Source organism: Streptomyces sp. NPDC002701, assembly GCF_042889045.1.
Lineage (GTDB): Bacteria > Actinomycetota > Actinomycetes > Streptomycetales > Streptomycetaceae > Streptomyces.
In genome coordinates, this window is the sequence record NZ_JBIAQL010000007.1 from 8,038 (window position 1) to 31,685 (window position 23,648).

At 76.5% G+C, this 23,648-nt stretch carries 1 protein-coding gene (running past one end of the window); it reads right to left on the bottom strand.

Going from position 1 to position 23,648, the window contains the following annotated elements; all coding sequences use genetic code 11:
- Positions 1 to 23,648, bottom strand: partial view of a type I polyketide synthase gene (locus ACFYXC_RS20525; RefSeq protein WP_389553515.1) — the 3' portion only. 5,566 nt of this gene lie beyond the right edge of the window; 23,648 of the gene's 29,214 nt are visible here — the last part of the coding sequence; its start codon lies beyond the right edge, outside the window; it ends in the stop codon at positions 1 to 3.

Here is a 23,648-nt window from a genome sequence, read left to right on the forward strand (position 1 = left end):
TCAGTCCCGCTCTTCGTCAGGGTTGCCGTTGAGTGCCGCCTGCACCAGGTCGTCGATCTCCATGGCGTCGATCGACACGTCGTACGTGTCGTCGGCGGCGTCGGGGACCGCGGTGTCCTGGCCGGTGCCGGGTGCGGCCGGGGCCTGCCCGGCGAGTTGCAGCAGCTGCTCCAGGAGGCCGCTCTCGCGCAGCCGGTCCAGGGGGACACCGGCGAGGGCGGCACGCACGGCGCTCTCGTCGGCACCGGTGCCGGTGGCGCTCGCGGCACCGGCGGTACCGGCGGCCAGGAGCTGCTGGAGGATGTGCCCGGCGAGGGCGGCGGGGGTGGGGTGGTCGAACACGAGGGTGGCGGACAGGGCGAGTCCGGTGGCGGCGTTGAGCTGGTTGCGCAGCTCGACGGCGCCGAGGGAGTCGAATCCGAGGTCACGGAAGGCCCGGTCGGGGCCGACCTGGTCGGTACCGGGGTGGCCGAGGACCTCGGCGGCGCGTTCCCGCACCAGGGTGAGGACCGGCTGGACGCGGCGGCCCTCGGGCAGCCGGGCCAGCCGCTCACGCAGGGCGGGGCCGGCAGCCCGCGCGTCGCGTTCGCCGGCGGACGCGGTGGTGAGGGCGGTTCGGACGGGCATCTCGGCCAGCAGGCTGCTCGGCCGGACGCCGGTGAAGGCGCGGACGAACCGCTCGGGGTCGACGTCGGCGACGACGGCGACCGGGTCGGTGCCGGTGACGACCTGACGCAGCGCCAGGACGGCGAGGTCCGGGTCGAGCGGCCGGATGCCGGTGCGCCGGGCGAGGGCGGCGGCGCGCTCCCCGCCGGCCATGCCGTCGCCGTCCCAGGCGCCGTACGCGACGGAGGTGGCGGGCAGTCCTTCGGCGCGGCGGCGTTCGGCGAGGGCGTCGAGGACCGCGTTGGCCGCGGCGTAGGTGCCCTGGCCGGGGTTGCCGACCGCGGCGGACGCGGAGGAGAACAGCGCGAACACCTCCGGGTCGTGGGCGCGGGTCAGTTCGTCGAGCAGCAGCGCCGAGGTGACCTTGGCGCGGAACACCGGGGCGAACCGCTCCGGGGTGAGGCCGTCCAGGACGCCGTCGTCGAGGACGCCCGCGGTGTGGACGACGCCGGTGAGCGGCGCGTCCTCGGGCAGCTCCGCCAGGACGGCGGCCAGGGCGTCCCGGTCGGCGGTGTCGCAGGCGGTGATGACGGGTTCGGCGCCGAGCGCGCGCAGGTCGGCGGCGAGTTCGGCGGCGCCGGGCGCGTCGGGTCCGCGGCGGCTCAGCAGCAGCAGGCGGCGGGCGCCGGCGCCGGCCAGCCGGCGGGCGGTGCGGGCGCCGAGGGCGCCGGTGCCGCCGGTGATCAGGACGGTGCCGGTGGGCTGCCAGTCGCGGGGGGTGCCGGGCCGGACGGCGGCGAGGCGGCGGCCGAAGACCGCGCCGGGCCGGACGGCGAGCTGGTCCTCGCCCTCGGGGTCGGCGAGGACGGCGGCGAGGCGTTCGGCGGTCCGCCCGTCGAGGGTGACGGGCAGGTCGACGGTACCGCCCCAGCGCTGCGGGTGCTCCAGCGCGGCGACCCGGCCGAGTCCGTGGACGGCGGCCTGGAGCGGCGCGGCGACGGTCTCGGCGGGCGCGACGGAGGCGGCGCCACGGGTGAGGCACCACAGCGGGGCATCGGTGCGGGCGTCCCCGAGCGCCTGGACCAGGGTGGCGGTCAGGGCGGCGCCGAGGGGGGTGCCGTCGTCGGAGAGGCCACGGACGGCGGTGTCCGCGCCGGCGGACCGTCCGGGGACGGCCTCTTCGGCTACCGGCTCTGCGTCGACCGTCTCTGTGTCGACCGGCTCTCCGGCGAGGGCGAGCAGCGAGACCACGCCGGTGAACGGGCCCGACGCGTCGAGCCGTTCGCGGACGGCGGCGGCGAGCGTGGCGCGGTCCTGGCCCGCTTCGACCTCGAGCGTCACGGCGCCGGGGCCGAGGATCCGCAGGACTCGCGCGGTCCACGGGTCACCGGCGTGGCCGGCGGGCACCGCGGCGAGCCAGGTCCCGGTGGGCGTGCCGGTGCTGGCGCGGTTCAGGGGCCGCCAGGCGATGCGCTGGCGCCAGCCGTCCACGGTGGCCTGGTCGCCGTGCTTGCGGCGCCAGTCGCGCAGGGCCGGCAGGACGCGGGAGAGCGCGTCGCCGTCGACGCCCAGCTCCCCGGCGAGGGAGTCGAACTCCTCGTCCTGGACGGCGGACCAGAAGGCCGCGTCGCCCGCGGTCCCGGTGTCCTCCGGCGACTTGGCGGTTTCGGCGGCCGGAGCCTCGTCGGGCCAGAACCGCTGCCGGCGGAACGCGTACGTCGGCAGGTCGACGCGGCGGGCGCCGGTGCCGGCCAGGAGCGCGGTCCAGTCGACGCGCTGGCCGGCGGCGTGCAGCCGGGCCACCGCCGTGATCAGGGAGCGCTCCTCGCCGCGTCCGGTGCGCAGCGCCGGGACGACCGCCGGGGCGGGGCGGTTCTCGTCGGCGAGGGTGTCCAGGGTGTCCTGCGCCAGGGAGCACAGGACACCGTCGGGGCCGAGTTCGAGGTAGCGGGTGGCGCCGCGGGCCACGAGGGTACGGACACCGTCGCCGAAGCGGACCGCGCGGCGCACGTGCGCTACCCAGTACCCGGGGTCGCACACCTGCTCGTCGGTGGCCGGTTCCCCGGTGAGGTTCGACACCAGGGGCAGCTTCGGCGGGGTGTACGACACGCTACGGGTGACCCGTTCGAAGTCCTGCAGCATGGCGTCCATGTGCAGTGAGTGAAATGCATGGCTGACCCGCAAACGCCTAGTCTTGCGGCCGAGTGCGGCGAACTCGTCGGCGAGCGCGGTCACCGCGTCCTCGTCGCCGGAGACCACCACGGCCTCCGGGCCGTTGACGGCGGCCAGGGAGAGCCGGTCGGTCAGGCGCGGGAGAACCTCGTCCTCGGCGGCGCGGACCGCCAGCATGGCGCCGCCGGCGGGCAGGGCCTGCATCAGCCGGGCGCGGGCGGCGACGATCCGGCAGGCGTCCGCCAGGGAGAACACCCCGGCCACGTGCGCGGCCGCGATCTCCCCGACGGAGTGGCCGGCCAGCAGGTCGGGGCGTACACCCCAGGACCCGAGCAGCCGGTGCAGGGCCACGCCGAGCGCGAACAGGGCGGGCTGGGTCCAGCCGGTGCTGTCCAGGAGGTCCGCCTCGGCGGTGCCCTCCTCGGCGAACATCACCTCGCGCAGCGGACGTTCGAGCTCCTGGTCGAAGTGGGCCAGGACCTCGTCCAGGGCCGCCGCGAACACCGGGAAGCGGGCGTACAGGGTGCGGCCCGCGCCGGCCCGCTGGGAGCCCTGGCCGGGGAAGAGGAACGCGGTCCGGCCGCCGGGGGCCGCACGGCCGCGCAGCACCGCGGCGTCACCGCGGTCCTCGGCCAGGGCCGTGAGCGCGTCGAGCAGTTCGTCCCGCCCGGCGACGGCGAGCACGGCGCGGTGTTCGAAGGCCGAGCGGGTGGTGCCGAGGGAGAGCGCCAGGTCCGCCGTGGTCGGCCGGTCCTGCGAACCGGCGGCGAGCAGCCGGTCGCGGAGCCGTGCGGCCTGGTCGGGCAGGGCGTCCGCGGTGGCGGCGGAGAGGGGCACGGGCAGCAGGCGTACGGTGCCGTCCCCCGTGCCCGTGTCCATGTCTGTGCCCGTGTCCGTGTCTGTGCCCGTGTCCGTGTCCGTACCGGTGGGGGTGGGGGCCTGTTCCAGGATGACGTGGGCGTTGGTGCCGCTGGCGCCGAAGGAGGACACGGCCGCGCGGCGCGGACGTCCGGTCTCGGGCCAGTCGGCCGCCTCGGTCAACAGGTGTACGGCGTCCGGGTCCCAGGCGACGTGGCGGGAGGGCCGGTCGACGTGCAGGGTGCGGGGCAGGGTGCCGTGCCGCATCGCGAGGACCATCTTGATGATCCCGGCGACGCCGGACGCGGCCTGGGTGTGCCCGATGTTCGACTTGACCGAGCCGAGCAGCAGCGGCCGCCGCGGGTCGCGCTCGCGGCCGTATGTCGCCAGCAGGGCCTGGGCCTCGATCGGGTCGCCCAGGGTGGTGCCGGTGCCGTGCGCCTCCACCGCGTCGACCTCGCGGGCGGTGAGCCCCGCGGCGGCCAGTGCCTTGCGGATGACCCGCTGCTGGGAGGGGCCGTTGGGGGCGGTCAGGCCGTTGGAGGCGCCGTCCTGGTTGATGGCCGAGCCGCGCAGGACCGCAAGGACCTCGTGGCCGCGGCGGCGCGCCTCGGACAGACGCTCCACGACGAGCATGCCCACGCCCTCGGCCCAGGCGGTGCCGTCGGCCGCGTCGGAGAAGGGCTTGCAGCGGCCGTCCGGGGAGAGCGCCCCCATCTCGCCGAACTCGACGAAGCCGACCGGGGTGGACATCACGGTGACACCGCCGGCAAGGGCGAGGGAGCACTCGCCGCCGCGGATCGCCTGGGCGGCGAGATGCAGGGCCGTCAGGGAGGACGAGCAGGCGGTGTCGACGCTGACGGAGGGGCCCTCCAGGCCCAGGGTGTAGGAGAGCCGGCCGGAGAGCAGGCTCGCCGACTGGGCGGTCTCCACGTGCCCGGACTGGCCGATGACGGGGCGGTAGTCGCCGCTGCCGCCGCCGACGAAGACACCGGTGTCGCCGCCGCGCAGTACGGCGGGGTCGATGCCGGCCCGCTCCAGGGCCTCCCAGGCGGCCTGGAGCACGATCCGCTGCTGCGGGTCGATGACCAGGGCCTCGCGCGGGGAGATCCCGAAGAAGGCGGGGTCGAAGTCGGCGACGTCGTAGAGGAAGCCGCCCTCGCGGGTGACGCTGCGGCCGCGGCCGTCCCGGTCGCCGTGCAGGAGCCGTTCGAGGTCCCAGCCGCGGTCGGTGGGGAAGCCGCCGATGGCGTCGGTCCCGGCGCCGAGTGCCTCCCACAGGTCCTCGGGCGAGCGGATGTCACCCGGGTAGCGGCAGCTCATGCCGACGATGACGATCGGGTCGTCGGCGTCCGCGCCGGGACCGGCCGTGGACCGGGCGGCGGTGGCGGCCTCCTCACCGAGGAGCCCGCCGAGCAGTTCACCGAGGAGGTGTCCGGCGAGCGCGGTGGGCGTCGGGTAGTCGAAGACGAGCGTCGCGGGCAGGGTGAGCCCGGTGGCGGAGGCGAGCCGGTTGCGCAGGTCGACCGCGGTCAGCGAGTCGAAGCCCAGGTCCTTGAAGGCGTGGTCGGCCGGTACGGAGGCGGCGCCGGAGTGGCCGAGGACCACGGCGACCTCGGTGAGCACCAGGTCCAGCAGGGCGCGTTCGCGGTCGGTCCGGTCCAGCGGGCGCAGCCGGTCCCGCAGACCGGCCGCCGTACCGGTGTCGCCGGCCTCGCCGTGGCCGCCCGCGTCGCGCAGGGCCGCACGGACCTCGGGCAGCGCGGTGAACAGCCGGCCCGGACGGGTCCGGGTGAACGCCGGGGCGAACCGGTCCCAGACCACGTCCGCCACGGTCACGGAGGCGGGGGCCGCGGGTTCCGCGGCGGCCTCGCCGACCACCCCGGCGAGGGCGGCCAGGGCGCGGTCCGGCTCCATGGCGGGCAGCCCGTTGGCGCGCAGGTGGGCGGCGAGCCCGTCGGGTCCGGCACCCTGCCAGGCGCCCCAGGAGACGGAGACCGCGTTGGTGCCGCGGGCGCGGTGCGCCTGGACGAGGGCGTCCAGGGCGGCACCCGCGGCGGCGCCCTGGCCCTGTCCGCTGACGCCCCAGACGGCGGAGATGGAGCCGAAGACGACGAACGCGTCCAGGGTCCGCTCCCCCACGGCGGCCGTCAGCGCGTCGTACGCGGCGCGCACGGCTGCCACCTCCACAAACTCCACGGACTCCACGGAGGGCTCCCCCGTGTCGCCGGTGTGGACGACGGCGGTGAGCGGCCGGTCCGCCGGCAGGGCGGCGACGGCCTCGGCGAGCGGACCCGCGTCGGCCGGGTCGGTGTGGTGGACGGTGGTCAGGACCGCGCCCGCCGCCTCGATCTCGGCGCGGAGTTGCTCGAAGGCTTCGTCCGCCGGGTCCGTAGGACCGGCCAGCAGGATCCCGGCGGCGCCCTGCGCCACGAGCCGGCGGGCGACGTGGCCGCCGAAGCCCTCCGGGCCGCCGGTGACCAGGACGGTACCGGCGGGACGCCAGACGGCGCCGGGGTGCTGGGCGGCGGCCCGCGTCAGACGCCGGCCGAAGGCACCGGAGGCGCGCAGCGCCACCTGGTCCTCGGAGGCACCGTCCATCGCGGAACCGCCTGTCGCGGTACCGGTCGTCGCCGGTCCGTCCGTCGTCGCGCCCGTCAGCACGGCGCGGAGGCGGTCGGCGGTCCGGGCGTCGTCGACGTGGTCCACGTCGACGAGCCCGCCCCAGCGCGACGGCTCCTCCAGGGCGAGGACCCGGCCGAGCCCCCAGAGCGCGGCCTGCCCGGGATCGGCCGCCTCGTCGGAGCGGCCCACGCAGACCGCGCCGCGGGTGACGCACCACAGCGGCGCGTCGATCCCGGCTCCCAGGAGCCGCAGCAGGACGTCGGGCCGGGCGGGGCCGTCGGTCTCGCCCGCGCCCCCGGTGTCGGCGGCGAGCAGGGAGAGGACACCGGCGTACGCGGTTCCGTCGGCCGCCGCGCCGAGCAGGGCGGCGGTGCCCTCCTCGTCACCGGCCGGGACGGTGAGCCGTACCGCGTCCTCGCCCAACGCCCCGGCGAGGGTCTCCGCCCACGGGTCGCCGTCGAGCGCGGCCGGGGTCAGGACCAGCCACCGTCCGCCGGTGCCGGCCGGTTCGGTGCCGGCCGGTGCCGTGCCCGTCAGGGGCTGCCAGGTCACCCGGTAGCGCCAGCCGTCCAGGAGCGAGCGCTCGGACAGACCCCGGCGCCAGGTGGACAGGGCGGGCAGCACGCCGGAGAGGACCTCGTCGTCCAGGTCGAGAGTGGCGGACAGGGACTCCAGGTCCCCGCGCTCCACGGCCGCCCAGAACGCGGTGTCGACCGGGTCCTGACCGGTACCCGTACCGGCGCCGGAGGCCGGCTCGGGCCAGTAGTGCTCGCGCTGGAAGGCGTACGTCGGCAGGTCGGTGCGCCGGGCACCGGTGCCCTCGAACCAGGCGGCCCAGTCGACGCGTACACCGGCCGTGTGCAGCCGGGCCAGCGCGGTGAGCAGGGCGCGCTCCTCGTCGCGGTCCTTGCGCAGCGCGGGTACGACGGGGCTGCCGTCGGTGTCGTCGGTGGTGTCGAGCACGCGGGCGGCCATGCCGGCCAGCACGCCGTCGGGGCCGATCTCCAGGAACGCGTCGGCGCCGGCGCCGGTGAGGGCGCGCACCCCGTCGGCGAACCGGACGGTCTCCCGGACGTGCCGCACCCAGTACTCGGGGGCGGTCAGCTGTCCGGGCTCGGCGAGCGCACCGGTGACGTTGGAGACGACCGGGATGCGCGGCTCTGCGTACTCCAGGGTCTGGGCGACGCGGCGGAACTCCGCGAGCATCGGCTCCATCAGCGGCGAGTGGAAGGCGTGGCTGACCGACAGCCGCTGCGTCTTGCGGCCCTCGGCGGCGAACTCGGCCGTCAGCGCAGTCACTTCGGCTTCCGGACCGGCGACGACCACGGAGTCAGGCCCGTTGACGGCGGCCAGCGACACCCCCTCGGTCAGCCGTCCGGCGGCCTCCTCCTCGGTGGCCTGCACGGCCACCATCGCACCGCCCGCGGGCAGTTCCTGCATCAGCCGGGCTCGTGCGGCGACCAGCGTGCAGGCGTCCTCCAGGGAGAACACCCCCGCCACGTGCGCGGCCGCGATCTCCCCGATGGAGTGACCGGCGACGAACTCGGGGCTCACACCCCACGACTCCACGAGCCGGTACAGCGCCACCTCGACGGCGAACAGCGCGGGCTGGGCGTAGCCGGTGGTGTCCAGCAGGGCCGCCTCGTCGGTGCCCTCCTCCGCGAACAGCACCTCGCTCAGCGGGCGTTCCAGGTCGGCGTCCAGCCGGGCCGTCACCGCGTCCAGCGCCGCCGCGAACTCCGGGAAGCGGGCGTACAGTTCGCGCCCCATTCCCACGCGCTGCGAGCCCTGGCCGGAGAAGAGGACGGCGAGCCTGCGCTCGGCGGCGCGGTCGCGGAGGGTCTCCACGGGTTCGCCGTCGGGCGTCACCAGGAGGACCGCGCGGTGGGCGAAGGCGGAGCGGCCGGTGGCCAGGCTGTAGGCGGTGTCGAGGGCGGGGACCCCGGGCCGTTCCTGCGTGAAGGAGGTCAGCCGGGCGGCCTGGGCGGACAGCGCCGCCTCGGAGCGGGCGGAGAGCGGCCACGGCACGACGGCCGGAACGACCGCGGGCTCCGCGGGAGCCTGCGGCTCGGTGGTGGCCGGTGCGGGCTGTTCCAGGATCACGTGGGCGTTGGTGCCGCTGACGCCGAAGGCGGAGACACCCGCGCGGCGCGGACGGTCGGCCGTGGGCCAGTCCCGGTGCTCGCGCAGCAGTTCCACCGTGCCGCCGGACCAGTCGACGTGCGAGGAGGGGGCGTCCACGTGCAGGGTGCGCGGGAGTTCGCCGTGGCCGAGGGCGAGGACGGTCTTGATGACACCGGCGACGCCGGCCGCGGCCTGGGTGTGGCCGAGGTTGGACTTGACCGTGCCGAGCAGCAGCGGCCGTCCCGGCTCGCGGCCCTCGCCGTAGGCGGCGATCAGGGCCTCGGCCTCGATCGGGTCGCCCAGGGTGGTGCCGGTGCCGTGCGCCTCGACGGCGTCCACGTCGGCCGGGGTGAGCCGGGCGTCGGCCAGGGCCTGGCGGATGACGCGCTGCTGGGCGCGGCCGTTGGGGGCGGTGAGGCCGTTGGAGGCGCCGTCCTGGTTGACGGCGGAGCCGCTGAGGACCGCGAGGACGGGGTGGCCGTTGCGGCGGGCGTCGGACAGCCGCTCCAGGACCAGCACGCCGGCGCCCTCGCCCCAGGCGGTGCCGTCGGCGGAGTCGGCGAACGCCTTGCAGCGGCCGTCGCCCGCCAGCCCGCCCTGCGCGGTGAACTCCACGAAGGCGTCGGGGCTGGACATCACGGAGACGCCACCCGCGAGGACCAAGGAGCACTCGCCGGAGCGCAGCGCGCCCGCACCCATGTGCAGGGCGACCAGGGCGGAGGAGCAGGCGGTGTCGACGGTGACCGCCGGGCCCTCAAGGCCGAGGGTGTACGACAGCCGGCCCGACATCACGCTGGCGGTGGTGCCGGTGGCCGCGTGGCCCTGCACGTCGGTGGTGCCGCGGCGCAGCATGGTGGCGTAGTCCTGGCCGTTGGTGCCGACGAACACGCCGGTGGCGCTGGAGCGCAGTCCCTGCGGGTCGATGCCGGCCCGCTCCAGGGCCTCCCAGGAGGTCTCCAGGAGGAGCCGCTGCTGCGGGTCCATCGCCAGGGCCTCGCGCGGGGAGATGCCGAAGAAGGGGGCGTCGAAGAGTCCGGCCCCGTCGAGGAAGCCGCCCTCCAGGGTGGCGGAGCCGCCCCGGGCGAGGGCCTCCAGGTCCCAGCCGCGGTCGGCGGGGAAGCCGGAGACGGCGTCGCGGCCCTCCGCGAGGAGACGCCACAGGTCCTCGGGCGACTCGACACCGCCGGGGAAGCGGCAGCCCATGCCGACCACGACCACCGGGTCGTCGTCCGTGGCGCGGCCCGGCGTGCCCGCGGTGCCCCGGCCCGCGGCCGGTTCGGGCAGGTCGCCCACGATCTCGGTGAGGAGGTGGGCGGCGAGGTCGCGGGCGGTGGGGTGGTCGTAGACGAGGGTCGCGGGCAGCCGCAGACCGGTGGTGGCGGTCAGGGTGTTGCGCAGTTCGACCGTGGTGAGCGAGTCGAAGCCGAGGTCGGTGAAGGCGCGGTCGGGTTCGACGGCGTCCGGGTCGGGGTGGCCGAGCACGGCGGCGACCTGGGTGCGCAGGAAGTCCAGGACGTACCGTTCGCGGGCCGCTCCGGTCAGGGCCGCGACCTGGCGGCGCAGGACCGGTTCGGTGTCGGCGGAGGCGCCGTTCGCGCCGCCGGTGGCGCGCAGTTCGGGCAGGTCGCCGACGAGGGTCCGGTTCGGGGCGAAGACGGCGGCGTAGCGCTGCCAGTCGATGTCGGCGACGACGAGGGCGGTGTCGCCGTGGCCGACGGCGGTGTCGAGGGCGGCGAGGGCGTCCTCGGGGCTCATCGGGGTGAAGCCGCCGCGGCGGACCCGGTCCTCGACGCCGGTGCCGTCGCCCGCCATGCCGGTGCCGGACCAGGGGCCCCAGGCCACCGAGGTGGCGGGCAGGCCCTGGTCGCGCCGGTGCTCGGCGAGGGCGTCGAGGTAGGCGTTGGCGGCGGCGTAGTTGCCCTGTCCGGCGGCGCCGAGGGCGCCCGCGGTCGAGGAGAACAGTACGAAGTCGGTGCAGGCGGGGCCGAGGTCGCGGGTCAGCTCGTGCAGGTGCGCGGCGGAGCGGGCCTTGGCGTCGAGGACGGTGGCGAAGCGCTCGGGGGTGAGCGTGTCGAGGAGCCCGTCGTCGAGGACACCCGCGGCGTGCACGACCGCGGTGAGCGGGTGTTCCTCGGGTACGGCTGCCAGGAGTGCGGCGAGCGCGTCCCGGTCGGCGGTGTCGCAGGCGGCGACGGTGACCTCGGCGCCCGACTCGCGCAGCTCGGCGGCGAGTTCGGCGGCGCCGGGGGCGTCCGGGCCGCGCCGGCCGGCGAGCAGCAGGTGCGGGGTGCCGCGCCCGGCGAGCAGCCGGGCGACGTGGGCGCCGAGGGCGCCGGTGCCGCCGGTGATCAAGGCGGTGCCCTCGGGGGCGAACGGGCGGGGCGCCGGGCCCTGGGGGGCGGGGTGGTGGGCCAGGCGCCGTGCGTAGGTGGCGGAGGCGCGGACGGCGAGCTGGTTCTCCTCGCCGGGTGTGGCGAGCAGGTGGGCGAGGCGGCGTACGACCCGTTCGTCGGTCTGCTCGGGCAGGTCGACCAGGGTGAGGCGGCGCTCGGGGTGCTCCAGGGCGGCGACGCGGCCGAGGCCCCAGAGGGCGGCCTGGCCGGGGTGGGCGAGGTGGTCGGCGCGCCCGGTGCTGACGGCCTGCCGGGTGAGCACCCAGACGGGGGCGGTGATCCCGGCCTGGTCGAGGGCGGTCAGGGCGGCGGCGGTGGGCGCGAGCGCGGCGGTGCCGGCCGGGTCGTGCGCCGGGTCGGCGGCGGTGCCGGTGAGGGCGAGCAGGGCGAGGACGCCGGTGAACCCGCCCTCGGGGCGCGGCAGTTCACGCAGGGCCTCGGCGAGCGCCTCGCGGTCGGTGGTGTCGGCGGCGAGGTCGACGGTGTCCAGGCCGAGGGTGTCCAGGACCGCGGCGGCGCCGGGGGCGAGGGGTCCGGCCGGGCGCAGGAGCAGCCAGGTGCCGTCGGGGCGGCCGGTGGGGGCGCCGTCGAGCGGCTTCCACACGATGCGGTGGCGGCGGCCGTCGGCGGCGGCCCGCTCGGTGCGGCGGCGCCGCCACGAGGACAGGGCGGGCACCAGTGCGGTCAGTGTCTCGTCGTCCAGGCCGAGGTCGGCGCCGAGCGCGGGCAGGTCGCCGCGTTCGACGGCGGCCCAGAACGCGGCGTCCGCGCCGGTGTCGGCGGGTGCGCCTGCGGTGGCCGGGGTGAAGGTGGTGTCGGGCCAGTAGCGGCTGCGCTGGAAGGCGTACGTCGGCAGGTCGACGCGGCGGGCGCCGGTGCCGTGCAGGGTGCCGGTCCAGTCGACGGTGGTGCCGTGGACGTGCAGCCGGGCGAGGGCGGCGGTGAGGGAGGGCACCTCGTCGCGGTCGCGGCGCAGCGCGGGGACAGTGGTGAGGGGCACGGTGCCGTCCGTCCCCTCGGTGTCGCCGTCGAGGACGGCGCGGGCCGCGGCGGACAGGGTGCCGTCGGGGCCGAGTTCCAGGAACGAGGCCACACCCCGGCCGCGCAGGGTGCGTACCGCGTCGGCGAACCGGACGGTGGCGCGGACCTGGTTCACCCAGTACTCGGGTGAGCGCAGTTCCTCCGAGGTCGCGAGGTCGCCGGTGACGGTGGAGACGACCGGCAGGAGCGGCGCCTCGTAGGTGAGGCCGCGGGCCACGCGGGCGAAGTCGCCGAGCATGGCGTCCATGCGCGGCGAGTGGAAGGCGTGGCTGACCCGCAGGGCGCGGGTGCGGCGGCCGTCCGCGGCGAGGCGGGCGGCGACGTCCGCGACCGGCTCCTCGTCGCCCGCGATCACCACCGCGCGGGGGCCGTTGACGGCGGCGAGGGAGACGCGGTCCGCCAGACCCTCCAGGAGGGGCAGCACCTCGTCCTCGGCGGCCTCGACGGCGACCATGGCGCCGCCGGCCGGGAGGGCGGCCATGAGCCGGCCGCGGGCGGCGACGAGGGTACAGGCGTCCTCCAGGGAGAACACGCCGGCCACGTGGGCCGCGGCGATCTCGCCGATGGAGTGTCCCGCCACACCGTCCGGGGTGACGCCCCAGGACTCGACGAGCCGGTACAGGGCCACTTCGAGGGCGAACAGGGCGGGCTGGGTGTAGGCGGTGTCGTGCAGGAGGGCGGCCTCGGGGGTGTCCTCGGCGGCGAACAGCACCTCGCGCAGCGGGCGGTCGAGTTCCTGGTCGAAGCGGGTGAGGACGGCGTCCAGGGCTTCGGCGAAGACCGGGTGGCGGTCGTACAGTCCGCGGCCCATGGCGGCGCGCTGGCTGCCCTGGCCGGTGAAGAGGAAGGCCAGGCGGCCGCGGGCCGGGACGCCGGTGAGGAGGGCGCCGTCGGGGGTGTCGTCGCGCAGGGCGGCCAGCGCGCGCAGCAGCCCGTCGCGGTCGTCGGCGAGGACGGCGGCCCGGTGTTCCAGCGCGGTGCGGGTGGTGGCCAGCGAGTGGGCCAGGTCCGTCAGCGGCAGCGCGGGGCGGTCCGTGAGGTGGTCGAGGAGGCGGCCGGCCTGTTCGCGCAGGGCGGCGGCGGTGCGGGCGGAGAGCACGACGGGCACGCCGGCGGGCAGGGCGTCCGCGTCGGCGGCGGGGGCCGGGGCCTGCGCGGGCCGGGACTGCTCGGAGGCCCCTTCCGGTTCCGGGGCCTGTTCCACGATGGTGTGGACGTTGGTGCCGGAGAGTCCGAAGGAGGAGACGCCGGCCCGGTAGGGGCGGCCGGTCTCGGGCCAGGGCACGGTGTCGGTTGCCAGGTCGATGGCACCGGAGGTCCAGTCGACGTGGCTGGAGGGCGTGTCCACGTGCAGGGTGCGCGGGACGGTGCCGTGGCGCATCGCCATGACCATCTTCATGACCCCGGCGATACCGGAGGCCATCTGGGTGTGGCCGATGTTGGACTTCACCGAGCCGAGCAGCAGCGGCCGGTCGCCGGGCCGGTCCTGGCCGTACGTCGACAGCAGGGCCTGCGCCTCGATCGGGTCGCCGAGGGCGGTGCCGGTGCCGTGGCCCTCGACCACGTCCACCTCGGCCGGGGTGAGCCCGGCACTGGCGAGGGCCTGGCGGATGACGCGGGCCTGGGAGGGTCCGTTGGGTGCGGTGAGGCCGTTGGAGGCGCCGTCCTGGTTGACGGCGGAGCCGCGGATCACGGCGAGGACGGGGTGGCCGTTGCGGCGGGCGTCGGAGAGGCGCTCGACCAGGACCAGACCGACGCCCTCGGCGAGGCTCATGCCGTCGGCGCCCTCGGCGTACGCCTTGCAGCGCCCGTCGGGGGCCATGGCGCGCTGGCGGCTGAAACCGGTGAACGCCTGCGGGGTGGCCATGACGCTGACGCCGCCGGCCAGGGCGAGCGTGGACTCGCCGTTGCGCAGCGACTGGCAGGCCAGGTGCAGCGCGACCAGTGAGGAGGAGCAGGCGGTGTCCAGGGTGACCGCCGGGCCCTCCAGGCCGAAGGTGTAGGCGAGGCGGCCGGACATCACGCTGGAGATGGTGCCGGTGATGAGGTGGCCCTCGGCGCCCTCGGAACTGGCGCCGCCCGCCGTGTAGTCCTGGTAGCTGGCGCCGATGAAGGTGCCGGTGGCGCTGGAGCGCAGGGTCGCGGGGTCGATCCCGGCGCGTTCGATGACCTCCCAGCCGGTCTCCAGGAGGAGCCGCTGCTGCGGGTCCATGGCGAGGGCCTCGCGCGGGGAGATGCCGAAGAAGCCGGCGTCGAAGTCGGCGACGTCGTGCAGGAAGCCGCCCTGCGTGGAGTACGTGGTGCCGGGCCGGTCGGGGTCCGGGTCGTAGAGGGCGTCGGCGTCCCAGCCGCGGTCGGCGGGGAAGCCGGTGATGGCGTCGCCGCCGGCGGCGACGAGGTCCCACAGGGCCTCGGGCGAGCTGATGCCGCCCGGGTAGCGGCAGCTCATGGCCACGACGGCGATCGGCTCGTCGTCGGTGGCGGCCGTGCGGCGCTCCGGTGCGCCGCCCTCGGCGGCGGGGCCGCCGATCAGGCCGCGCAGGTACCCGACGAGGGTGAGCGGGTCCGGGTAGTCGAACACCATGGTGCTGGGCAGGGTGAGGCCGGTGACGGCGGCGAGCCGGTTGCGCAGGTCGACCGCGGTGAGCGAGTCGAAGCCGACGTCGCGGAAGGCGCGCCGCTCGGACAGCACCTCCGGGGAGGCGTGGCCGAGGACGGTGGCGGCCTCGGAGCGCACCAGGTCGAGCAGGAGGCGGTCCTGTTCGCCGGCGGGCAGGGCGCGCAGCCGGGTGGTGAACTCGCCGCCCTCGGCGGCACGGGTCGCGCTCTCCTCGGTGAGCCGGCGGACCTCGGGCACGTCCTCGAAGAGGTCGGTGGGCCGCGAGGAGGTGAACACCGGGTGGTAGCGGTCCCAGTCGACGTCGGCGACGGCGAGCGCGCCCTCGTCGCCGTCGAGGACCTGCCGCAGTCCGGCCAGGGCCAGCTTCGGGTCCATGAACTCCAGGCCGCTGCGGCGGATCTGGCCGGGGTCGACGCGGCCGAGCTTCATGTCGTCTGCCCAGATGCCCCAGGAGATCGCGATGCCGTGGGCGCCGCGGGCACGCCGGTGCTCGGCGAGGGCGTTGAGGTGGGCGTTGGCGGCGACGTACGCGGCGTGCCGGCCGCTGCCCCACATGCCGGCGGTGGAGGAGTACAGCACGAACGCGTCGAGCTGCTCGTCGTCGAGGAGTTCGTCCAGGTGCGCGGCGCCTGCGGTCTTGGCGTGCACGACCTTGGCGAACGCGTCGAGACCGGTCTCGTCCAGGGACTGCAGCTCGATGACGGCGGCGGTGTGGAAGACGCTGCGCACCGTGCGGCCCTCGGCGGCGAGGCCGTCCAGGAGGGCCGCGACGGCGTCGCGGTCGGCGACGTCGCAGGCGGCGACGGTGACGGCGCAGCCGCGCTCGGCGAGTTCGGCGACGAGGTCGGCGGCGCCGGGGGCGTCCGCGCCGCGGCGGCTGGTGAGCACCAGGTCGCGGGCGCCCTGGTCGGCGAGCCAGCGGGCCAGGTGGGGGCCGAGGGTGCCGGTGCCGCCGGTGACCAGGACGGTGCCGCGCGGGGTCCAGGCGCCGGAGCCGGTGGGCGCGGGGGCCGGGGTGATGCGGCGGGCGAGGACGCCGGAGGCGCGGACGGCGAGCTGGTCCTCGCCGGTGGTGCCGGCGAGGAGAGCGGCGAGGCGTTCGCCGGTCCGCCGGTCCAGGGTGCCGGGCAGGTCGACGGTGCCGCCCCAGCGCTCGGGGTGTTCCAGGGCGGCGGTCCAGCCGAGGCCCTGGATCATGGCCTGGGCCGGGCGGGTGAGGCGGTCGGCGCGGCCGGTGGAGACGGCGCCCCGGGTGAGGGCCCAGACGGGTGCCTCGACCGCGGCGTCGCCGAGTGCCTGCACCAGGACGACGCTGAGGGCGAGGCCGGTGGTCAGCACCGGGTGGGCGGCGCCGGTGTCCTCGGCGTCGGCCAGCAGGGACACCACTCCTGAGAGGGCCGACGCCGCGGTCAGGGCGCGCAGCCGGTCCGCGAGGGCGTCCCGGTCGGTGTCGGCGGGCGTGAGGACGAGGGGCAGCACCTCGGCGCCGGCCGCGGTCAGGGCGTCCGCGACGGAGGCGGCGTACGCGGGGTCGGTGCCGTCGGCGGTGACGAGCAGCCAGTTGCCGTCCAGGGCGGTGTCGGGGAGCGTGCCGAGCGGCTTCCAGGTGGCGCGGTAGCGCCAGGAGCCGACGGTGGAGCGCTCACGGCGCCCGCGGCGCCAGGTGGACAGGGCGGGCAGCAGCGGGGCGAGCGCGTCGCGGTCCAGGTGGAGCCGGGAGGCGAGGGAGTCCACGTCCTCCTGCTCGACCTCGGACCAGAACTCGGCGTCCGCCGGGTCCCCTTCGTCGGCGCCCTGCGAGCGGTCGGCCACCGCCCACAGGTGTTCGCGCTGGAAGGCGTACGTGGGCAGGGGTGTCCTGCGGGCCCCGGTCCCGGCGTAGACGGTGCTCCAGTCGGCGCGGCCGCCGCGGACCCACTGTTCGGCGAGGGAGGTCAGGAAGCGGGCGGTGGTGCCCTGGTCGCGGCGCAGGGTGCCGACGGCGGCGACCGGCCGGCCGGTGTCCTCGGCGGTGGCCTGGACGGCCATGGTCAGCACCGGGTGCGGGCTGATCTCGACGAAGACGGTGTGCTCGGTGTCGAGCAGGGCGCGCACGGCGTCCTCGAAGCGGACGGTCTGCCGCAGGTTGCGGTACCAGTAGGCGGCGTCCGTACCGGTGGCATCGAGCGGGGCCGCGGTGACGGTGGAGTGGAAGGGCACGCGGGGCGTGCGGGGCGTCACCGGGGCGAGTACGTCGAGAAGTTCGGCCTCGATGCGTTCGACCTGCGGCGAGTGGGAGGCGTAGTCCACGGCGACGCGGCGGGCGCGCAGGTCGCGGGCGGTGAACTCGGCCTGGAGGGCGACAAGGGCCTCGGGGGTACCGGCGAGGACGACGGAGCGGGGGCCGTTGACGGCGGCGACGGAGACCGCGCCCTCGTAGGGCGTCAGGTACCCCTCGGCCTCGGCGGCGGACACCTGTACGGACATCATGCCGCCGGCGCCGGCGAGGACGCGGCCGATGGCCTGGGAACGCAGGGCGACGACGCGGGCGCCGTCGTCCAGGGAGAGCGCGCCGGAGACGACGGCGGCGGCGATCTCGCCCTGGGAGTGGCCGATCACGGCGTCGGGGGTGACGCCGTGGGCGCGCCACAGCTCCGCCAGGGAGACCATGACGGCCCAGGTGGCGGGCTGGACGACGTCGACGCGGTCCAGGGTGGGGGCGCCGTCCACCTGGCGGACGACGTCGGTCAGGGACCAGTCGGTGTACGCGGACAGGGCGGCGGCGCACTCGTGGAAGCGTTCGGCGAAGACCGGTGAGGTGTCGAGGAGTTCGGCGCCCATGCCGGTCCACTGGGAGCCCTGGCCGGGGAAGACGAACACGGTGCGGCCGTCGGTGTCGGCGGTGCCGTGGACGACCTGGGCGGTGGGCTCGCCGGCGCCGAACGCGCTGAGCGCGTCGGTGAGTTCGGTGGTGCCGGCGCCGAGGGCGACGGCCCGGTGCTCCAGCACGGAGCGCGCGGTGATCAGGGTGTGGCCGACGTCGGCGGGGTGCGGCACGGGTCCGGTGGTGAGGTGGTCGGCGAGGTTGGCGGCCTGGCCGCGCAGGGCGGCGGGAGCGGCGGCGGACAGGATCCACGGCAGGGTGCCGCCCGCCGGGAGGGCGGGTTCGGGGGCCGGTGCGGGTTCCTCCGTGACGGGCGCCTGTTCCAGGATGGCGTGCGCGTTGGTGCCGCTGATGCCGAAGGAGGACACCGCGCAGCGCAGCGGGCGGTCGTCCCGGCTCCACCCGGTGTTCTCGGTGATCAGGCGGACGGCGCCGCCGGACCAGTCGATGTGGCTGGAGGGCTCGTCGGCGTGCAGGGTGCGCGGCAGTTCGCCGTGGCGCATCGCCTGGACCATCTTGATGATGCCGGCGACGCCCGCGGCGGACTGGGTGTGGCCGATGTTGGACTTCACCGAGCCCAGCAGCAGGGGCTGTTCGGGGTCGCGTCCCTGGCCGTACGTCGCCAGCAGGGCCTGCGCCTCGATGGGGTCGCCGAGGGCGGTGCCGGTGCCGTGCGCCTCGACGGCGTCGACGTCGGCGGTGGTGAGCCCCGCGGCGCTCAGGGCCTGGCGGATGACGCGTACCTGGGAGGGGCCGTTGGGCGCGGTGAGGCCGTTGCTCGCGCCGTCCTGGTTGATGGCGGAGCCGCGGACCACGGCGAGGACCTCGTGGCCGTTGCGGCGGGCGTCGGAGAGCCGCTCCAGGACGAGCATGCCGATGCCCTCGGCGAGCGTCATGCCGTCGGCGTCCTCGGAGAACGCCTTGCAGCGGCCGTCGCGGGCGAGGGCCCGCTGCCGGGAGAACGCGATGAACGGCATCGGGTTGGTCATGACGGTGGCACCGCCGGCCAGGGCGAGCGTGGACTCGCCGTTGCGCAGCGACTGGCAGGCCAGGTGCAGCGCGACCAGTGAGGAGGAGCAGGCGGTGTCGACGGTGACCGCCGGGCCCTCAAGACCGAAGGAGTAGGCGAGGCGGCCGGACAGGACGCTGGGGCTGGAGCCGGTGACGACGTGGCCCGCGGAGCCGTCGTCCATGCCGACGCCGTAGTCCTGGTAGGTGGAGCCGATGAAGGTGCCGGTGGGCGTGGAGTGCACCGACGCCGGATCGATGCCCGCGTGCTCGAACGCCTCCCAGGTGGTCTCCAGGAGCAGGCGCTGCTGCGGGTCCATGGAGACGGCCTCGCGCGGCGAGATACCGAAGAAGCCCGCGTCGAACTCGCCCGCGTCGTGCAGGAAACCGCCCTGCGTGGAGTACGTGGTGCCGGGCCGGTCGGGGTCCGGGTCGTACAGGGCGTCGGCGTCCCAGCCGCGGTTGACGGGGAAGTCGGAGATCGTGTCGGTGTTGTCGGCGACCAGCTTCCAGAACGCGTCGGCGGAGCGGGCACCGCCCGGGAAGCGGCAGCTCATGCCGATGATGGCGATGGGCTCGTCGGTGACGGCGGCTCCGGTGGCGGGGGTGGCCGCGTCGGCGGCGGTGCCGAGGAGTTCGTCCCGCAGGTGGCGGGCGAGGGCGACGGGGCTCGGGTAGTCGAAGACCAGGGTGGAGGGCAGGGCGAGCCCGGTGAGGGCGGCGAGCCGCTTGCGCAGCTCCACCGCGGTCAGCGAGTCGAAGCCGGCGTCCCGGAAGGCGCGCTTGGCGGGGACGCCCTCGGCGGAGGTGTGGCCGAGGACGACGGCCGCCTCGGAACGCACCAGGTCGAGCAGCAGCCGCTCCTGCTCCTCGCCGGTGAGACCGCCGAGCCGGCCGGCCAGCTCGGCGGAGGAGGAAGAGGAGGAAGAGTGGGTGGCGTCCGGGGCGGCGAGGGCGCCCACGCTGTCGATGGCGTCGAAGAGGCGGCTGGCGCGGGCGGCGGTGAAGACCGGGTGGTACTGCTCCCAGTCGACGTCGGCGACGGTGACGGCGGCCTCGCCCCGTACGACGGCACGGCGCAGCTCGGTCATGGCGGTGGCCGGCTGCAGGAGCCGCAGACCGGTGCGTTCGAGGCCCTCGGAGACCGACCGGTGGGCGCTGGCCATGCCGATCTCGGCCCAGGGGCCCCAGGCGACGGAGGTGGCGGCCAGGCCGCGGGAGCGGCGGTTCTCGGCGAGCGCGTCGAGGTAGGCGTTGGCGGCGGCGTAGGCGCTCTGGCCCGCACTGCCCCAGACACCGGCGACGGACGAGACCAGGACGAAGAAGTCGAGGTCGTGGCCGTCGAGCAGGTCGTCGAGGTGGGCGGCACCGAGGGTCTTGGCGGCCATGGCCGCGGCGACCTCGGACAGTTCGGTGGCGGCGAGCGGCGCGGCCTGGCCGACACCGGCGGCGTGCACGACGCCGGTGAGGGGCGCGTCCTCGGGCACCCCGGCGAGCACGGCGACGAGCGCGCCGCGGTCGGCGGCGTCGCAGGCGACGAGGGTGACGCGGGCGCCGAGTTCCTCCAGTTCCGTGCGGAGTTCGGCGGCGCCGGGGGCGTCGGGGCCGCGGCGGCCGGTGAGGATCAGGTGGGCGGCGCCGGACCGGGCGAGCCAGCGCGCGGCCTCGGCGCCCAGTCCGCCGGTGCCGCCGGTGATCAGGACGGTGCCGGAGGCGGTGAACTCGTCCTCGCGGGGCAGGTCGTCGCCGGGGTGGCGCACGACGCGGCGGGCGAGCGTACCGCCGGCGCGGACGGCGAGCTGGTCCTCGCCGGCGCGGGTGGCGAGCACGCTGACGAGGTGCTGGACGGCCGGGGCGTCGAGGACCTGCGGCAGGTCGACCAGGCCGCTCCACTGCTCGGGCCGTTCCAGGGCGGCGACCCGGCCGAGGCCCCAGGCGGCGGCGCGGGCGGGGTGGGTGAGGGGGTCGCCGGGGCCGGTGGAGACGGCGCCGCGGGTCACGGTCCACAGCGGGGCGGTGACGCCGGTGTCGCCGAGGGCCTGGGCGAGAACGACCCCGAGTGCGAAGCCGACCGGGAGCCCGCCAGCGAAAGCGTCCGAGGGGGCGGGTGCGTCGGAGCCGACGGGAGCGTCGAGGTCGGCGGCAACGCCGGAGCTCGTACGGGTGTCGGCGGCGGGCCGGGCGGTGTCGGCGAGCGGCAGCAGGGAGAGCACACCACTGATGCCGGGGGCGCCCTCGGCCGCGGCGTCCTGGACGGCGGCGCGCAGGGTGGCGGCGAGGTGGTCGCGGTCGAGGTGGCTCCCGTCCAGGACGAGGCGTTCGACGACGGCACCGTGGCCGCGCAGGGCGGCCAGCACCTCGGCGGCCTCGTCGGAACCGGCCTCCTCCGAACCGGTGGCGTCCGAACCGGTGCCGTTGGGACCGGTGGCGTCCGGACCGGCCTCGGTGGCGGCGGTGGTGACGGCGAGCCAGGTGCCGTCGAGGACGGGGGCGCCCTCGGCGGCGGCGGGGTGCCAGGCGACCCGGTAGCGGGCGGCGTCGAGGACGGCCCGTTCCTGGCGGGCGCGCCGCCAGGACGACAGTGACGGCAGCAGCGCGTAGAGGGAGGCGTGCTCCTCGTCGCGCAGGCCGAGCAGACCGGCGAGGGAGGCGGCGTCGCCGTGTTCGACGGCGCTCCACAGTGCGGCGTCGGCCGGGTCGGTGGCCCCCTCGGCGGTGCGGCGCACGGTGGGCGCGGTGGTGTCGGGCCAGTACGTCTCGTGCTGGAAGGCGTAGCTGGGCAGTTCGACCGCGGTGGCGCCGGTGCCGGCGTGGACGGCGGCCCAGTCGACGCGGACGCCGCGCACGTGCAGGCGGGCCAGTGCGGTGAGGGCGGACTCGTCCTCGGGGCGGCCGGTGCGCAGCAGCGGGACGGCGTCGACGGATATCTCGTCGCCGAGGGTGTCCTGGGCGGCGGCGCACAGCGAGCCGCCGGGACCGAGTTCGAGATAGGTGGCGGCGCCCGCCTCGTGGGCGGCGACCACCGCGTCGGCGAACCGGACGGTGGACCGGACGTGCCGTACCCAGTAGCCGGCGGTGCGCAGGTCGTCGCCCTCGGCGGGGCGGCCGGTGAGGTCGCAGACCACGGGCACGGTCGGCTCGTGGTACGTGAGTCCCTCGGCGACCTCGCGGAAGGCGTCCAGCATCGCGTCGGTGCGGGGCGAGTGGAAGGCGTGGCTGACCCGCAGGCGGCGGGTGGTGCGGCCGAGCCCGGCGAAGTGCTCGGCGATCCGGGCGGCGGGCTCCTCGTCGCCGGAGACGACCACCGCCGAGGGGCCGTTGACGGCGGCGAGCGCGACCTGGTCCTCCTGCCCCGCGAGGAGCGGCAGCACCTCCTCCTCGGACGCCTGGAGCGACCACATGGCGCCGCCCTCGGGGAGGGCCTGCATGAGGCGGGCGCGGGCGGCGACCAGCGCGCACGCGTCCTCCAGGGTGAGGACGCCCGCGGCGTGGGCGGCGCTGATCCCGCCGATGGAGTGGCCGAGCAGCACGCCGGGACGTACGCCCCAGGAGCGGACGAGCCGGTACAGGGCGGTCTCCAGCGCGAACAGCGCGGGCTGGGTCCAGCCGGTCTCGTACAGGGCGGCGGCGCCGGGGGTGCCCTCCTGGGCGAACAGCACGTCCTTGAGGGAGCCGTGCGGGGCGCCCTCCGGGGTGTCGAGGAGCAACGGGTCGAGGCGGGCGACGACCTCGTCGAGGGCCTCGGCGAACACCGGGTACCGCTCGTACAGTTCGCGGCCGGTGCCGGGGCGCTGGCTGCCCTGGCCGGTGAAGAGCAGGGCGGTGCGGCCCGCGCCGCCGGTCTCGCCGAGGACCAGCGCCGCGTCGGGCCGGTCGGCGGCCAGCGCGGTGAGGGCGCGGCGGGCGTCGTCGGCGGTGCCGACGACGACGGCGCGCTGCTCGAAGGCCGGGCGGGTGGTGGCCAGCGAGAGGGTGAGGTCGGCGGGGGCGGCGCCGGGACGGGCGTCGAGGTGGGCGAGGAGGCGGGCGGCCTGGGCGCGCAGCGCGGGACGGGTGCGGCCGGACAGCGTCCAGGGCAGGACGGCCGCCTCGGTGGTCCCGGTGGCGGCGGAGGTGTCGACGGCGGCGGGGTCGCCCTGTTCGAGGACGACGTGCGCGTTGGTGCCGCTGAAGCCGAAGGAGGAGACGCCGGCGCGGCGCGGACGGCCGGTCTCGGGCCAGGCGGTGTGCTCCTGGACGAGGGTGACCGCGCCCGCCTCCCAGTCGACGTGCCGGGAGGGCTCGCCGGCGTGCAGGGTGCGCGGCAGCTCGCCGTGGCGCATCGCCTGCACCATCTTGATGACCCCGGCGACACCGGCGGCGGCCTGGGTGTGCCCCAGGTTGGACTTCACCGAGCCCAGCAGCAGCGGCCGCTCGGGGTCCCGGTCCTGGCCGTACGTCGCCAGCAGGGCCTGCGCCTCGATGGGGTCGCCGAGCGGGGTGCCGGTGCCGTGCGCCTCGACGGCGTCGACGTCGGCGGTGGTCAGACCGGCGGCGCCGAGCGCCTGGCGGATGACGCGCTGCTGCGAGGGGCCGTTGGGGGCGGTCAGCCCGTTGGAGGCGCCGTCCTGGTTGACGGCCGAGCCGCGCACCACGGCCAGGACGCGGTGGCCGTTGCGGCGCGCGTCGGAGAGCCGCTCCAGGACGAGCATGCCGACGCCCTCGGACCAGCCCACGCCGTCGGCCCCGTCGGAGAACGCCTTGCAGCGGCCGTCGAGTGACAGACCGCGCTGGCGGGAGAACTCGATCAGGGAGGTCGGGGTGGACATCACGGTGACGCCGCCGGCCAGGGCGAGTGAGCACTCCCCCGACCGCAGGGCCTGCATCGCCCAGTGCATGGCGACCAGGGACGAGGAGCACGCGGTGTCGACGGTGACCGCCGGGCCCTCCAGGCCGAGGGCATACGAGACCCGGCCGGAGGCGATGCTCGGCGCGGTGCCGCTGCCCTGGTGGCCCTCGAAGCGCTCGTCGGCGAGGGTCGCCGAGTAGTCGCTGTACATGACGCCGGCGAAGACACCGGTCTGGCTGCCGCGCAACGCCACCGGGTCGATACCGGCGTGCTCGACGGCGGTCCAGGACGCCTCCAGGAGCAGCCGCTGCTGGGAGTCGGTGGCGAGCGCCTCACGCGGGCTCATCCCGAAGAACCCGGCGTCGAACTCGCCCGCCTCGTGCAGGAATCCGCCGTGGCGGGTGTACGAGGTGCCCGGGTGGTCCGGGTCGGGGTGGTACAGGTGGTCGAGGTCCCAGCCACGGTTGACGGGCAGTCCGCCGATCGCGTCGGTGCCCTCGGTGACCAGGC